The organism is Vibrio sp. 1CM7H, from assembly GCF_023161645.1.
Classification (GTDB): domain Bacteria; phylum Pseudomonadota; class Gammaproteobacteria; order Enterobacterales; family Vibrionaceae; genus Vibrio; species Vibrio diabolicus.
Map to the genome: position 1 here is coordinate 1,295,213 of NZ_JALNTV010000001.1, position 13,740 is coordinate 1,308,952.

General features: G+C 44.1%; 17 protein-coding genes. 10 read left to right on the top strand and 7 right to left on the bottom strand.

Going from position 1 to position 13,740, the window contains the following annotated elements:
- Window positions 1-42: 42 nt before the first annotated feature.
- Window positions 43-546 carry a heme utilization cystosolic carrier protein HutX gene (gene hutX, locus MSG33_RS05655; RefSeq protein WP_046873925.1) on the bottom strand — a complete coding sequence of 168 codons (504 nt, stop codon included), beginning with the start codon at window positions 544-546 and terminating at the stop codon, window positions 43-45.
- A 29-nt stretch (window positions 547-575) separates the two neighbouring features.
- The gene (hutW, locus tag MSG33_RS05660) at window positions 576-1,946 is read right to left on the bottom strand and encodes a heme anaerobic degradation radical SAM methyltransferase ChuW/HutW (protein ID WP_248380192.1); all 1,371 of its coding nucleotides are present in this window, start codon (window positions 1,944-1,946) and stop codon (window positions 576-578) included.
- A 160-nt stretch (window positions 1,947-2,106) separates the two neighbouring features.
- On the opposite strand from hutW, the gene MSG33_RS05665 reads away from it, so the two are divergent.
- The 6 genes from MSG33_RS05665 to MSG33_RS05690 are packed head-to-tail and all read left to right on the top strand — an operon-like array spanning window position 2,107 to window position 6,691.
- A complete protein-coding gene (locus MSG33_RS05665; RefSeq protein WP_248380193.1) occupies window positions 2,107-2,856 on the top strand; it encodes an energy transducer TonB in 750 nt (249 codons plus the stop codon).
- Entirely contained in the window at window positions 2,856-3,554 is a 699-nt protein-coding gene (locus MSG33_RS05670; RefSeq protein WP_005392513.1) for a MotA/TolQ/ExbB proton channel family protein, read from the top strand. The genes MSG33_RS05665 and MSG33_RS05670 overlap by 1 nt, the downstream gene beginning before the upstream one ends.
- Window positions 3,551-3,964 carry a biopolymer transporter ExbD gene (locus MSG33_RS05675; RefSeq protein ID WP_248380194.1) on the top strand — a complete coding sequence of 138 codons (414 nt, stop codon included), beginning with the start codon at window positions 3,551-3,553 and terminating at the stop codon, window positions 3,962-3,964. Before MSG33_RS05670 ends, MSG33_RS05675 begins: the two co-directional genes overlap by 4 nt.
- A 28-nt stretch (window positions 3,965-3,992) precedes the next feature.
- Window positions 3,993-4,862, top strand: coding sequence for a helical backbone metal receptor (locus MSG33_RS05680; protein WP_248380195.1), 870 nt, complete (start codon window positions 3,993-3,995; stop codon window positions 4,860-4,862).
- Between the two features lie 9 nt (window positions 4,863-4,871).
- Window positions 4,872-5,909, top strand: a complete 1,038-nt coding sequence (locus MSG33_RS05685) for an iron ABC transporter permease (RefSeq protein WP_248380196.1) — start codon at window positions 4,872-4,874, stop codon at window positions 5,907-5,909.
- Complete coding sequence (locus MSG33_RS05690) at window positions 5,909-6,691, top strand: heme ABC transporter ATP-binding protein (protein ID WP_248380197.1); 783 nt, start codon at window positions 5,909-5,911, stop codon at window positions 6,689-6,691. The genes MSG33_RS05685 and MSG33_RS05690 overlap by 1 nt, the downstream gene beginning before the upstream one ends.
- A gap of 191 nt (window positions 6,692-6,882) precedes the next feature.
- On the opposite strand, the gene MSG33_RS05695 is transcribed toward MSG33_RS05690, so the two are convergent.
- Entirely contained in the window at window positions 6,883-7,344 is a 462-nt protein-coding gene (locus MSG33_RS05695; protein ID WP_005392508.1) for a TetR/AcrR family transcriptional regulator, read from the bottom strand.
- Window positions 7,345-7,951: 607 nt separating this feature from the next.
- Here MSG33_RS05695 and MSG33_RS05700 point away from each other — a divergent pair.
- Window positions 7,952-8,251, top strand: a complete 300-nt coding sequence (locus MSG33_RS05700; protein WP_005375307.1) for a YfcZ/YiiS family protein — start codon at window positions 7,952-7,954, stop codon at window positions 8,249-8,251.
- A gap of 74 nt (window positions 8,252-8,325) precedes the next feature.
- On the opposite strand, the gene MSG33_RS05705 is transcribed toward MSG33_RS05700, so the two are convergent.
- A complete protein-coding gene (locus MSG33_RS05705; RefSeq protein ID WP_005392505.1) occupies window positions 8,326-8,598 on the bottom strand; it encodes a YnjH family protein in 273 nt (90 codons plus the stop codon).
- 317 nt (window positions 8,599-8,915) lie between these two features.
- Here MSG33_RS05705 and MSG33_RS05710 point away from each other — a divergent pair, with 317 nt between their 5' ends.
- A complete protein-coding gene (locus tag MSG33_RS05710) occupies window positions 8,916-9,515 on the top strand; it encodes a hypothetical protein (RefSeq protein WP_104972836.1) in 600 nt (199 codons plus the stop codon).
- 74 nt (window positions 9,516-9,589) lie between these two features.
- Here MSG33_RS05710 and MSG33_RS05715 read toward each other — a convergent pair whose 3' ends face one another.
- Window positions 9,590-10,699: a 1-acyl-sn-glycerol-3-phosphate acyltransferase gene (locus MSG33_RS05715; protein WP_006742201.1), complete on the bottom strand. Its 1,110-nt coding sequence runs from the start codon at window positions 10,697-10,699 to the stop codon at window positions 9,590-9,592.
- A 191-nt stretch (window positions 10,700-10,890) separates the two neighbouring features.
- Between MSG33_RS05715 and MSG33_RS05720 the strand changes: the two genes are divergently transcribed.
- On the top strand, window positions 10,891-11,499 hold the full coding sequence (locus MSG33_RS05720; protein WP_047008435.1) for a hypothetical protein: 609 nt from the start codon (window positions 10,891-10,893) through the stop codon (window positions 11,497-11,499).
- A 127-nt stretch (window positions 11,500-11,626) separates the two neighbouring features.
- Here MSG33_RS05720 and MSG33_RS05725 read toward each other — a convergent pair whose 3' ends face one another.
- Window positions 11,627-12,109: a hypothetical protein gene (locus MSG33_RS05725; protein WP_248380198.1), complete on the bottom strand. Its 483-nt coding sequence runs from the start codon at window positions 12,107-12,109 to the stop codon at window positions 11,627-11,629.
- A gap of 14 nt (window positions 12,110-12,123) precedes the next feature.
- Window positions 12,124-12,657, bottom strand: coding sequence for a nicotinate-nicotinamide nucleotide adenylyltransferase (locus tag MSG33_RS05730; protein ID WP_248380199.1), 534 nt, complete (start codon window positions 12,655-12,657; stop codon window positions 12,124-12,126).
- 177 nt (window positions 12,658-12,834) lie between these two features.
- On the opposite strand from MSG33_RS05730, the gene nadE reads away from it, so the two are divergent.
- Window positions 12,835-13,665 carry an ammonia-dependent NAD(+) synthetase gene (gene nadE, locus MSG33_RS05735; RefSeq protein WP_006742205.1) on the top strand — a complete coding sequence of 277 codons (831 nt, stop codon included), beginning with the start codon at window positions 12,835-12,837 and terminating at the stop codon, window positions 13,663-13,665.
- Window positions 13,666-13,740 lie beyond the last annotated feature (75 nt).

Here is a 13,740-nt window from a genome sequence, read left to right on the forward strand (position 1 = left end):
TTACTAATTAGTATTCGAGTTGAGCCTCGATTATGTTTGTGATTACTTTTTCAATTCGGCTTGTAGGGCGCGGAATGCGGTGACTTGATCTTCAAGTAGCTCGCGCTTTTCGTTACGGCCTAAATAAACTTTGAAAATATTGCTTCCGCACTCAGAGAAAAAGCCAAAATAGTGACTCTCTCTACCCATAAACGGTTTGCTGACCAACGCTACATTTTTAACATTATCTAGCTTCAAGTGACCGTGTAGCTCACCTTCTCTGCCCATTAAATTGTAATAGCCACGCGCCACTTTTCCTTTTGGGAATGGTGCTTTGACTTCAAAAATAGAGCCAAAAGAGTGAACAATAGTCGTCACCGGGCCGAAACCAACCAAACCTTCTAGAATGTTTTGTGCTTGCGCTCCTGGAGCGATGGCCACCATTTCCTGCGGCAAAGCCGCAACAACCTCAAATTCAGAAATGCCGAGACGTTCTGCCATCGCTGCTGGCAATAATTGCGGTTCTTGCTCTAGTAATGCTTCAACTTGTTGTTTGATTGATTCCATATGTTTTCCGTCTTTGTTCAACTTTTTCATTAATTATTGGATACTTTCGGTACGGTTTCATTCGTCTCTGACGTAAGTACCTGAATACAACCTTGAGCCAACGAAACGGCCCAGAAACTACCAGAAAGAGTAAGAACTAGGCTGCGTTCATGCAGTTCCACTAAACCTTTTTGCTGCCACACTTTAAATAGAGGCATTAAAAATCCGAACGTGTCCTCCCCCATAAACGATGGCAGTTGGTTTGCCTGAACGATACCGCGATCAAACCCGGATTTGAGTGCAGCAAATAGTGGCTCTAGAGGGCTTTGCTTCATCATCATAGCGATGGTGCTTTGCCCTTCTTTGATGGCTTTAATATAGGTCGCCAATGTGCGATGTTGCATCATTCCGTAACCACCGATATTACCTCCAGCGCCACAGCCAATTGGCAGTACCTCTGCATATGTCTTGGCTAAACTGTTGTATAAACTACGTTCACGGTTATCGATTGCCCAATGGTTCACACTCAGTTGCTTCATATGGTGTTTGGCCATAAAGTTCACACCGAGCTCATACATGCCTGCTTTTTCTGGCGTGGTAGCTGGTGGGGGGATTTTTCCTTTTTCTACAAGGTTGAGCATGGGAGCTGACCCACCAACCACCAACTGATACAAATCCAGTCCGTGTGCGCCAGTCGAGAGAAAATCATTTAAATCTTGCTCTAACACTTCTTTGGTTTGATAAGGCAAGCCGTAGAGTAAATCGATAATGACAGGAATTTTGTCTTCGTTGGCAATCTCGCTAACTCGCTTTAGCACATCTTCTCTATCATCTAATCGTTTCGCGCTGCGACGCACTTGTGTATTAAAACTTTGCACACCAAAAGAGAAACGATTAAATCCACCGTCGAGAGCGCCTTGGTATAGCTCATCAGAAAAACGGTTGATGCGACCTTCTAAGGTGATTTCACAATCCGCAGCCAAAGGAAAGTGATCATGAACCACCTGACCTAACACGCGAACCTGTGCTGGAGACAGATCCGTTGGCGTTCCACCACCGATATACACAGCATGGAAAATACCGTTTTGTGTCCAAGGCAATGCAGCTTTCTCCTTGAGCTCCTGCATCATTGCGTCAAAGTACTCATCAACCAGTGCGCGGCTCGCAGCATTTTGAAAGAAGTTACAAAAGGTGCAACGTACGCGACAAAATGGAACGTGAATATAAAGACAACGTTTATTGGTCGCTTTAACCGAGTTAGCGGTAACGCTTGAAAAAATCGCCTGCTGCTGAGGTGGGGGTACAGGCACGCTCGCTCCGCCAGCGTGTGCCGAATGTTTCTTAACAAAGGCAAATCGCAATGGGTCAGGGCTATTGCTTCCCAACACTGATTCGTCAAATTTATCGATATCGACGCTCATATATACTCGCTTAGCTCCCACCATATAAGGGGTAGAGGCTGGTCTTTAAAAATCTGCAAGAATCATAATTTGAGCGTAATGATAATGCAATTGATAATTGATCTTATTTCGGTTGTGAGTAATAATCTGCTCAAGTTTTCATAGTTTCCCGAGATATTCCGTGAACGTACAAAGATATGTCATTGCAGGAGGTGCTTCCCTTGCCATCCATGCCGCACTTCTTTTTGTTTCTCAAGAAACGAAAGTGTTCGCGATGCCTGCTGGAAATCCAGCAAGTTCGGTAAGTTTAAACCTTGTATCGGCACCACCACCTACCGTCGAAACATCCACGCCAGAAAATGTGGCGCCACCAAAAGAACCGCATCCTCAGGAGCAGCCTGAGCCGGAAAAGAAGATCGTAAAGAAACAGGTCGTTAAGAAAGACGCTGTTAAGAAAAAGGTAGTGAAGAAAAAAACAGAGCCGGTTAAACAATCTAAGCCTAAGACGGTGGAACCAGCCAAAGCCGTAACAAAACAAGAGAATCAGCCCGAAGCCAAACCGAAGAAAAAAACGGAACCGGCGAAGAAAGAGATGGTCGCTCAGCAAACCGCGCCAGCGAGCCAATCCAAAGGGGCAACGTCTCAACCTATTTTGGTCGACAAACCTACGTTTGTGAATCAACCAACTCAGCCTCGCTACCCAAGATCTGCACAAAGACGCGGTATCGAAGGCGTAGCCTTATATGAAATATGGCTCGATGAAAATGGCAATCAAATTAAACAGGTTTTGATTGAGTCTTCCGGCACAGAATCGCTGGACGCCTCAGCGCTTCGTGCTATCAAACAGTGGCAATTTACACCACATATTTCGGGCGGGCTAAAAGTGGCTCACCGAGTACAAGTACCTGTTCGTTTTAAGTTGGATGGATAATGGAACAACTACAAGAATTACAAACTCAACTTGGCCTAATGACATGGCCTTTGATCATTTGCTCAGCCCTCACCGTCATGATCATTACCGAGCGGTTATTCCACGTTTTGATTAGCCTTGGCGTAGGGAAACGAGCCATTCGCCAAAAACTCATTGGGTTAGACCCAACGAATGGAAACGATCTTGAGACGCTTGCAGAAGAATTGTCGCATAAGCGACCGCTCCTTTATCGTGGCGTTGCCATGTTGCTTGCCCATCATTCTTTCTCAAAGTCTCTAAGAGAAGATGCCGCAGGCATTTGGCTACAAGAAAAACGTCATCAGCTGCATTCTGGCCTTCGCTTACTGACGTTGATTGGCGTCATTAGCCCTTTGATTGGTTTGCTTGGTACGGTACTTGGCTTAATTGAGATGTTCAAAGGCATCGCTGTCTCAACGGGGAATATCACCCCGAATGATTTGGCAGACGGTCTAGGTTTGGCCATGCGCACTACTGCAGCAGGTCTTATTATCGCCCTTCCTGCGATTTCAGGAGCACAAATCATTGGTTTGTGGGCGGATCGTGTGATCGCCAAACTCGAACACACATTAAACTATGTCAACTTATGGCTTGAAGGTATCTCTCTGCAACACGTGTCGCCAGACAATTCAACATTAGCAGTGCGCTCTTCTGCAAAGGTCGAGGCAGAAGCACAATGATTAAAACGCCAAAAGACAACACTCGTAACGACTTAACTCCTGATTTAACACCGCTGTTGGACATCATCTTTATCGTAATGGTTTTCCTGATGTTAACTGCAGCGGTCAAGCTCGATTCATTAGATGTCAATTTACCGAGTACAGAATCTCAGGCCGTTGCAAATGTCGATAAGCAATCCATCACGGTAAATATTCTCAAAGACGAGCCTTACTGGGCCATTAACGGCAAGACATACATCGATTGGGACAACTTTACTCTCGCGCTGCTAGAAGAGAGTAAATCAAGCGATAAACCGATTGTGATTGGAGCAGAAAAAACCGCGAACATTCAGTCGCTAGTTCAACTTCTCGGTTTTTTACAAGAAAACGGAATTCAGGCAACTCAGTTACTCACTGAAGAGCCATCATAAAAATAAGTAAGATAGAGATCCTTTCAAAATGAAGAACACACGTGCCACCATTCATGCTGTTGTTACGGCAGCCATTTCCCTACTTGCGAGTAGCCAACTTTTTGCCAATGAAACACCATCATCAGAGCGTGTTGTTAGTGCAGGCAGTGCCGTCACTGAACTGTTGCTTGAACTCGACGCCAAAGATAGCTTGGTTGCTATCGACGTAACCAGTCAGTTACCAAAAGGCATGGAACTGCCTAAAGTAGGCTACCATCGCCGCCTTTCAGCAGAAGGGTTGCTCGCCTTACGTCCGACAAAAGTCATTGGCTCTGCTGAGATGGGACCGAAAACGGCATTGAACCAATTAAAAGCGGCGGGGGTAGATGTAGAAATCGTCAATACCGATGCCAACGTTGAGGGCCTTTACCAACGTATCGATCAAATTGCGAACCTTATGAATCGCCAGGCTAAAGCGGAAGATTTAAAGCAAGATGTGAAAGCACAAGTTCAAGCACTCAATGCAAATCAACCTGCTCAAGCTCAGAAAAAGAAAGTACTGTTTCTACTCATCCATGAAGGTCGACCTGCGAACGTTGCAGGATCAGAAACCACACCCGATGCAATTATCCAGCTAGCAGGCGGACAAAACCCAGCTGCTGACCATCTGTCTTCTTACAAACCTTTATCCACAGAAGCCATGGTAGAGATGCAGCCTGACGTTATTCTCGTTAGCGGTCGCAGCTATGAAACGCTGGGCGGTGCCGATGCGATTTTAAAAGCAATGCCACTTCTCGCCGCAACACCTGCGGGAATGAATAAAAATATCATCACGATTGACGGTCACGCCCTTGTTGGTGGTTTGGGTCTTAAAAGCCTTGCAGAAGCCGAGCGTTTGAATGCGCTGCTTTACCCATAGAGACATGACATGTTGTTAAGACGTATCTCCCTTTCAACGACGTTATCCGTGCTTAGTGGCTTTTTAGCATTTATTGCTATCGCCTCTATTACAGTAGGTCCAATGAGCATTAGTTTCACTGACAGTTTGCGTAGCCTAACAGGAAGCAGCTCTGATCTCGCTCCTCACATTCAGTTGGTGATTAACGAGATCCGATTACCTCGCACCATTTTGTGTATGTTCATCGGCGCCATTTTGGCAATTTGTGGTGTGGTTATGCAGGGCTTATTCCGTAACCCGCTGGCCGAGCCCGGCATCATTGGTGTGTCTGCTGGTGCTGCACTTGGCGGTGCGTTCGCTATTGTTGTATTTGCTGAGTTTAGCCAAAACTATCCTCAATTGATGAACTTAGCTGCGCTGCCTCTTTTTGCTTTCCTAGGTGGTGCGTTGACGACCATTCTCGTTTATAAACTCGGCACAAGTAAGTTTGGTACCTCAGTTACGATTATGTTGTTAGCTGGGGTCGCCATCAGCGCGCTTTCAGGAGCGGCGATCGGTTACATGAACTTTATTGCTGATGATCAGATGCTACGAGATCTAACACTTTGGTCGATGGGCTCATTAGCTGGCGCAAATTGGTCGGGGATAGGCCTATCCGCTGTTACGCTGGTCGTCCTATTATTCTGGTTCCAGAAAAAATCGATGGCGCTGAATGCTCTGTTGCTAGGTGAGTCCGAAGCAAGACACTTGGGAGTTCCGGTCCAAAAACTCAAACGACAGCTTATTTTGCTCTCTGCATTGGGGGTTGGTATTACGGTGAGTATTAGTGGTGCAATTGGTTTTATCGGGCTCGTGATTCCTCACTTAGGACGCATGCTAGCAGGCCCCGACCATCGAACGCTACTGCCAATCTCTGCACTCATGGGAGCGCTGCTTCTTACCGCTGCTGATATGTTTGCTCGTATTGCCGTGGCACCAGCAGAATTACCCGTCGGTATCGTGACCGCCTTGATCGGTGCGCCCTTCTTCATCTACTTATTGTTCCAGCAGAAAGGGAAGATTTTGTAATGAACCAGATCGTTTTATCGGGTAAAAACATTTCGATGAAATTTGGCAAGCGAATTGTTCTCGATGACATCAATATTGATATCCGAGCTGGTGAAGTGACCGCCCTACTCGGCCCCAACGGTGCGGGCAAAAGTACTTTGCTCAAGCTTCTGTGTGGTGAAATCTCTTCAAATCATGACATCGCCTACTTCGGTAAACAAAAGCATGATTGGGAGCCTGAAAAAAGCGCAAAACACATTGCGATGCTTCCACAGCACAGTACGTTGACCTTCCCATTTTTAGCCAGAGAAGTGGTCGAATTAGGCGCGATTCCGCTATCGCTGTCCAATAAAGAAACCACTAAGTTAGCTTTACATTACATGAAACAAACCGATGTACTGCATTTGGCAGAAAGCCTCTACCCATCTTTATCTGGTGGCGAAAAGCAACGATTACATCTAGCACGCGTGATGACACAGCTACACCAATCTGGCGAGGAACGAATCTTGATGCTTGATGAGCCAACCTCTGCGTTAGATCTCGCCCACCAACACAACACGTTAAAGATTGCTCGTGAGGCCGCGAAAACACAGAACGCCGCAGTCGTTGTCGTGTTGCATGACTTGAATTTAGCCTCCCAGTACGCAGACCGACTTGTACTTTTATATAACGGAAAATTGGTTTGTGATGACACACCATGGAATGCACTGACGCCAGAGCGCATTGAGCACGTTTATGGCTACCGCTCCATCGTGAGAAAACATCCAACTTTAGACTTTCCTCAAGTTCACGCCGCCGCTTAGCGTGTCTCTCTTCTGAGCCGTCTATTCTACTTTCCAAACGACAAAGGCCCGCAATAATCATATTGCGGGCCTTTGCTTTGATATTTAATCGAATCTTGGGCTCAAAAGAGCGGCGAGAAAATTACTGTGTTCTGCCTTGGCTTTACAACCAAAGCAGCAAACAAGTGTTCATCTAGCGCTCTCAATTGCTATTACTTACTCATTTGGATCAATGAACGACCAATCAACCACTCGAGCTCTTTGTCACCACCTGCGCCAAACTGGCTTTCAACCATTTTGTATAAACGGTCAATACCGTTAGCAGCAAATTCTTGCGCATTTTCGGCCGTGACAATGTGATGGAATAGCAGTCGTAAAATCGCGAGGAACTCAGCATCTTCCAGTGCTTTAATCCAACTTTGTGAAAATGCACTTAGCCCTTTATCAAACTCTAGGTGTTCAATAAACATTTTAAAGATACGGCCATCCAGTGCGGCGGTGAAGTCCGTTTTCTTAGGGAAGTGATGGCTAATACCGGTACGAGATATACCTGTCTGCTGACTTAGAGTCGTGTACGACATTTTGTCGTAACCTAGTCTTAGTAGCTGATCAACAACGGCATCCATGATCTTTTGGATAGTGATTTCGGTATCTTCTTTACTACGCTTTGGCATATTTTAAGCTCTTCTCTTTGTAAATCCATCTAACTCACTATTAAATGAGGCCAGAATGAAATCATTCTTAGCATTATACCCAATTAGCCCAAGGCACTTCGTTAAGCGAAACCTAAAAATTGAACCGCTAACACCTGCGCATTAAGGCCGTTTGGATATATGTACTGCGACTACTTAATATAAAGTTAAGTTCCAAATCATAACGTCTTTACACTGCGTAATGTGCAATTTGCAGTTATGTTTTTGTCAATACATGCTACTCAAAATAAGGCGAAAAGTTAGTCTCATCAAAACCTTGCGCCAATTATTCATCGAAACTATTCAAAGACCAAGAATGATAATTGTTAAAAATAATCAATCAAGAAATAGTCTTATAAATTGTCCATTAGTTCAACTGGGCTGAGCGAAATCTCGTCACTATGTTCGTTAATTGATTTTAAATGTTGATATATATCACATTAACGTTCTTGATGATTTAGTAATCCAATCTTTAACCCTTACTTAACAAGCGCCTATTCTGTTCTTTTTTTATTCAAAACTCGTCATTTTTGTAGATACAGATCAAATACCTGATAGAATACCCTTAGTATTTACAAGAGGATTCGTTATGAGTGTCGAATTAGAAAAAAACCAAGTATGTGAAGCTTGCGGCTGCGCAGGCGAGATTGGCTTCATCATCAAAGAAGGTGACGAAGTTGCCGACGTAACGGTTTTCGCACAGACAAAAACAGAGCTAGAGTCTGAACTACAAAAATACATTGAGCTCGCTAAATCAGTATGTGCTGATGTTGAATACAATGTTTCTGAAATAACAGAAGAGTCAAACCAAGCGACGGCTCGATTCAAATTTGAAGTAAGTGCTGAAAAGCTTATCTTTGAATTAAAAACTCGCTCACTCGCGCGTTAATGGAAAAAGCGAGCTCTGTGCTCGCTTTTTTATTTTTCCGTTATCCTAATATTAAACAGACCGTTTTTTGGCGTTTATTTATCTTTTTTGAATACCACCCACTTTAACGAACCATTCGTTTCAAAATCGTTCTCAGCTGTACACATCAGTAATACACCCTCAACATTAATCACGGCTCCGGTGGTGTAGGCTTTATCATCGTAGTAACAGATACGCTGACCTACCTTGCCGTCAGCGACCACCAGCGCTTTGCTTTCTGGCGTACTGTATGATTTAGCAAAAGCGGCCCCAGATAGTAGTACTGCTACAACACCAGCGGCAAAAATAAACACTCTTTTTAACTTCATGAAAATCTCCCTCAGACGCTCATGATACTAACAAGGACGCTTGTTCAGTTCTTGGCAGAACCTCATATTCTTCATATCTCTACTGATATTTTTCTCACATTTACTTTTAAATAAACTATATAATCAATCACTTAATCATTCCCTAACTTGCACACTGAAGCAACTCGGCATCGTGAGCGCGTGTATGCTTTCAGATAAAGCCCTAATTTGAAGTTCTTGGGCTAAAAATCAAAAACTGTTAACAAAGTATGCAGAATGAGTCTATTTAAGTATAAGATGAGCACTTAAGATCTCTATGTTTAACTAAGTCTCTGGCTATGCGTATTGTTTCCCTTTTCCTTACCTTGATGCTGCTCTGCTTCTCATCTTTCGCATATGAGCTAGATTACTACTCTAAGTTTGGTCACACCGATAATTACGGTAATCTTGATCTACGAAACAAACCTTACACCCAATTACCTTCTGGGTTAGTGGTCAAAGGCAACTTAAATATCTCGCAAACCCCGATCAAAAAGCTGCCTAAGGGGCTTGATGTTGGAGGCAGTTTGGAAGCAACCAACAGCGCACTCAAAACCATTCGCTCAGGTACAAAGATAAAAGGTTATGCGAATCTATTGGGTAGTAAGATCGAAAACTGGCCTAGGGGCATCAAACTCGGCGGTTATCTGAACTTGACGGATACACCATTAAAAACGCTCCCAGCTAAACTTCGAGTCAAAGGCGATTTAAGTGTTATTCGCACTCCTATCTCTGCTCTTCCTGAAGGATTGGTGGTTGATGGTAACCTTTATATAGGAGGATCCGCGCTACAAGTATTTCCAGACACGATGACGGTGAAAGGGAATATCTTTTTAGGTGGCAACAAGATTACCAAGTGGCCTAGCAATTTAACCCTTGGCGGGGCTGTTGCTCCTTAAAAAGTAGACGAAAAAAAGCCCCGGAAAACCGAGGCTTTAAGGCGTTCATAATCCATCAAGTTCAGTGATGAATATTACTCTTGATTGTTCACTGGGTTGGCATAGCTCGCCACCAAATAAGGTCTTGCACCTTCAGGTAACTGCTCCAATTTATCCGCGAGGTGACGCTTCACCGCCTCTGTGATGATGCTCGAATCTTCGCGTCCAGCAGCTAACAAGTTGATTGGGTACAACTTGTAGTTATTATGAATTTGGCGGTCGATTTCACCGGCAAGAGATTCTGGCGTTTCAAACTCTTGATCAATCACATCACCAAACGCGACATGCACACGACCTTTATAACCAATGATGCCCTGAATGATGCTTTCGATATCTTCAAATTCACCTTTTTCATAACGGCCATTTTCTGCTTTTTCGTACAGCTCTTTTGCTTTGGCAATGTCACATGGATCATTTTCATAGGCAATCGAGACAGGAACGATTTTCAAAGAACGCGTGTATTCACCAAAGCTGATCTTCTGCTTGCGGCCTTCAACATGGAACATTTTTAAAATCGCAGGATCAGTAAAGTCGTTTCCATCTTTGGCACGACCTTCCTTTTGGGCAATCCAAATTGAATTACCGGTATCAAGCGAGTGTTTAATGTAGCTCGACAGTTGCCCTAATGCTTTCATCATTTCTCTAGGCGCCTTAGCAGAGCGCTTAACGATGAAGCTTTTGTTGAGTCGCATCAATTCTGTCGCACATGGCTTCTTCAGCAGGTTGTCACCAATCGCAATACGAACCGTACGGTGCCCACTTTGGTACAAGCCATAGTTTACTAGCGCAGGGTCCATCGCAATATCACGGTGGTTAGAAACGAATAAGTACGACGTGTTTTTATCCAGCTTATCCAAACCAGAAAAAGTGACGCCATCCGTTGTCTTATTCAATGTATCTTTCAGATACTTCTTCACTTCAATCTGAATCGCTTCTACTGAATCAAGCTTGCTCCATTTAGCTTTCAGATAGATGCGCAGGATCGGGCTCATTAGCGTTTTAAACCACGCTGCTTTATTAGCAAAGCGATGATCGAGAATAGCAGTGATAAATTCATCATCTTGGATTAGACGATCCAGCGCTGCTGGAATTTCTTCGTCATTGTAAGGACGAATTTCAATATAAGGATCGGTATTGGCAGTCATTGTTCATTACATATCAAAAAAAGCTGGCACATTTTACGCATAGTTTTGCTGACAAGCAGCATTTCAACCCATACTTTTAACATGGTCATACCAGTTAGGCTACAATTTCTCATGCTAAAAAATTCTCTCAGCTGGTTGGAATCGTATAGGTTTAACGTTACCCTTAGCGCCAAAAAACACTGGTACTCATAATGAACTACGCAATTGAATTTCACGACGCTAAATACCCCTTTCTTGAAGTAGCTGCGCGCAAAAAAGCACTGAAGCACAGTCTGCTGTCTGTCGTCGAAGGGTTAGCCGTCATTAAATTGGGTAAGCAGGAGTATGCCATTGAACCAGGCCAATATTTTTGGATTCCTCAAGGATGTTTGAGCTCCCTCACCTTTTTACCTAATTCTCGTGTATATCGTTGTGATTTTTCTGTGCGTTTAAATGATGACTTCTCACAACAAGCAGGGTTTGTGAAACCTTCACCACTGCTAAAAGCCCTCGTCGAGAAACTAGCAACAACAGCCGAGCGCTCAGATCTGCAAACCGATCTGCTGACGGTAGTAAGACATGAAGTATTGACTCTCTCCCCTAAACTAGCGCACTCAACGTTAACAAAAACCATCAATCAGTGGACGCCTGGTTGTGACATGGACATTTCTAAAGAGCTGTGCTTGGTACTCACACTCCGTGAAGCAAGAAAAATGAAGCTGTCGGGAAAGAAAGAAGAGCAGATTGTCGATACGCTTTTTGCGGGTAACACAGAAGAATATGAGCAACTTTGCTTTTTGGTCTTTGGAGAAGCGCTATAACTCGCACTCTAACGAGCCATCTTTTCAGTATTACGCAGAGTGATGCGCGCAGAGAATAGAGACTCAAATAAAAATAAAAAGGGCGTACATGGATGATGTACGCCCTTTTTATGTACGCTCAAAGTGACTAGAAGGGAACTTCAATCTGCATCATCCAGTCAGCGTCGTAATATTCGTGCCAACGATAATCAAATCGCATTCTTGGCTGTCCGTCGGATTTATCACCAAAACCCACGCTGAACATCAGGCCATGACTACGGAGCCACTCTTCTGTGTCCATTTTGCTCTCTTCGTCTCGGAGCTCTTCCGGCATCCAAAAACCAAGCCCAAAATAATTCTTTTCTAGATTTTGGGTTAGGAGTGGTGTGTCTTCCGGCTTAATCGCCCACTCTTCCCAATAGTTTTCTGTTGGCCCTTCGAATTTCGCTTCCGCAGCATACCAAATCAACGCATCCGTACTTAATACGCCAATGGAATCTAAAATTTCTTCACATATAGGAAGGGTGTTATCTTCAAACACAACAGGACGATCAGAAAAATAGTTACATGCAGAATGAGCTTGTGTTACCACAAGCAGCGCACATGCACTAAATACGGCTAATCTGACCATGAAAATCTGACCTCTCAGTTCCCAGATAATGTTTCTTTGTATAAGCCTTCGTTAAGCAACAAGTCACAGACGGACGGGGTTGTGTAGGCGTTTATGTCTTCACCCGTAACCAATGCGTTACGTATATCCGTGCTTCTGACTTTTACTTTTTCAGGGCACGCCATAACAGTCCAACGTCCCATAATCTCTTCTGCTCTACTAAATTTAGCAAATTTGAAGAAATTATCAGGACCTATGACAAAAGTTATATCGGCTGTTGGGTAGATTTCTTGAATTTTTTCTAACAACGCATAGGTTGTCACACTTTGTCCGGGTTGGTACAAAGCTTGCTCTGCATCAGAACGCCGAACATTAGAAAGCCCCATATCTTTGATGAATGCATCAACCATTTTGCACCGAGTTGGGTAATCGAGCATATTCTTGCCCCAAGCGTGTGCAATGCTAGGTTCAAGTAGCACAAGGTCAAAGTGGCTCAATGACTCAATAACACTTTTGTGCCCTAAACTAGGTGGGTTAAATGCACTACCAAAAATGGCGATTTTTTTCATATCCGGTGATTACCTGGTTGAAGAGAGTTTTCTAATCTGATGATTTCGGTATGATACTACTAATCTTTACAGCTTTTGACCCTAAAGTCGTGTTTATCAGTCTCAATTGCATGGTTTATCACCATTTGAGCAAGCGGGCTTTGGTGTCTGAAATATTTGCAGGAAAAGGAACCCTAAATGGAACAATCCATCCGTGATGAAATGCGTGTACTCCCTTCAATTGATCCGCATTTTGAAATTGAACGCCGTATTGCTTTTATTAAGCGTAAGCTACAAGAAGCAGGTTGTAAGTCACTGGTGCTTGGCATTAGTGGCGGTGTTGACTCAACCACGTTAGGTCGCCTTGCCCAGCTTGCAGTAGAACAATTGAATGCGGAATCTGGTACTGACAAATATCAGTTTATCGCAGTACGTCTGCCTTACGGTGAGCAAAAAGATGAAGATGAAGCGCAACTGGCACTCTCTTTCATCAAGCCAACACACTCTGTGTCTGTGAACATTAAAGATGGTGTTGACGGTTTGCATGCGGCGACTGATACCGCGTTGCAAGGAACGGGCCTGCTCCCGACTGAAGCCGACAAAATTGATTTCGTAAAAGGTAACGTAAAAGCGCGAGCTCGTATGATTGCACAATATGAAATCGCTGGTTACGTTGGCGGCTTAGTATTGGGAACAGACCACTCAGCAGAGAACATCACCGGTTTTTACACTAAGTTTGGTGACGGCGCGTGCGACCTTGCCCCTCTATTTGGTTTAAGCAAGCGTCAAGTCCGTGAGTTGGCTGCAACATTAGGCGCACCAGAACTACTTGTTAAGAAAGTACCAACGGCAGATCTAGAAGAACTAGAGCCGCAGAAAGCAGATGAAGATGCTCTGAACTTAACTTATGAACAGATCGATGACTTCTTAGAAGGCAAACCCGTTCCACAGCAAGTGAGTGATCGTCTGGTAGCGATTTACAAAGCAACGCAGCACAAACGTCAGCCAATCCCAACGATTTACGACTAAGCGATATTTTCCGTTCACTTTTAAACTCAAAACGCTGCTAAAGTTAGCAGCGTTTTTATTGAGAACCGGGGAGCC

Bases quoted from the DNA above. Each gene is read 5' to 3' on its own strand.
- MSG33_RS05685 (WP_248380196.1), top strand. From the start codon at position 4,872: ATGTTGTTAAGACGTATCTCCCTTTCAACGACGTTATCCGTGCTTAGT.
- MSG33_RS05705 (WP_005392505.1), bottom strand. From the start codon at position 8,598: ATGAAGTTAAAAAGAGTGTTTATTTTTGCCGCTGGTGTTGTAGCAGTA.
- MSG33_RS05720 (WP_047008435.1), top strand. From the start codon at position 10,891: ATGAACTACGCAATTGAATTTCACGACGCTAAATACCCCTTTCTTGAA.
- MSG33_RS05700 (WP_005375307.1), top strand. From the start codon at position 7,952: ATGAGTGTCGAATTAGAAAAAAACCAAGTATGTGAAGCTTGCGGCTGC.
- nadE (WP_006742205.1), top strand. From the start codon at position 12,835: ATGGAACAATCCATCCGTGATGAAATGCGTGTACTCCCTTCAATTGAT.
- MSG33_RS05670 (WP_005392513.1), top strand. From the start codon at position 2,856: ATGGAACAACTACAAGAATTACAAACTCAACTTGGCCTAATGACATGG.
- MSG33_RS05695 (WP_005392508.1), bottom strand. From the start codon at position 7,344: ATGCCAAAGCGTAGTAAAGAAGATACCGAAATCACTATCCAAAAGATC.
- MSG33_RS05725 (WP_248380198.1), bottom strand. From the start codon at position 12,109: ATGGTCAGATTAGCCGTATTTAGTGCATGTGCGCTGCTTGTGGTAACA.
- hutX (WP_046873925.1), bottom strand. From the start codon at position 546: ATGGAATCAATCAAACAACAAGTTGAAGCATTACTAGAGCAAGAACCG.
- hutW (WP_248380192.1), bottom strand. From the start codon at position 1,946: ATGAGCGTCGATATCGATAAATTTGACGAATCAGTGTTGGGAAGCAAT.
- MSG33_RS05730 (WP_248380199.1), bottom strand. From the start codon at position 12,657: ATGAAAAAAATCGCCATTTTTGGTAGTGCATTTAACCCACCTAGTTTA.
- MSG33_RS05710 (WP_104972836.1), top strand. From the start codon at position 8,916: ATGCGTATTGTTTCCCTTTTCCTTACCTTGATGCTGCTCTGCTTCTCA.
- MSG33_RS05675 (WP_248380194.1), top strand. From the start codon at position 3,551: ATGATTAAAACGCCAAAAGACAACACTCGTAACGACTTAACTCCTGAT.
- MSG33_RS05715 (WP_006742201.1), bottom strand. From the start codon at position 10,699: ATGACTGCCAATACCGATCCTTATATTGAAATTCGTCCTTACAATGAC.
- MSG33_RS05680 (WP_248380195.1), top strand. From the start codon at position 3,993: ATGAAGAACACACGTGCCACCATTCATGCTGTTGTTACGGCAGCCATT.
- MSG33_RS05690 (WP_248380197.1), top strand. From the start codon at position 5,909: ATGAACCAGATCGTTTTATCGGGTAAAAACATTTCGATGAAATTTGGC.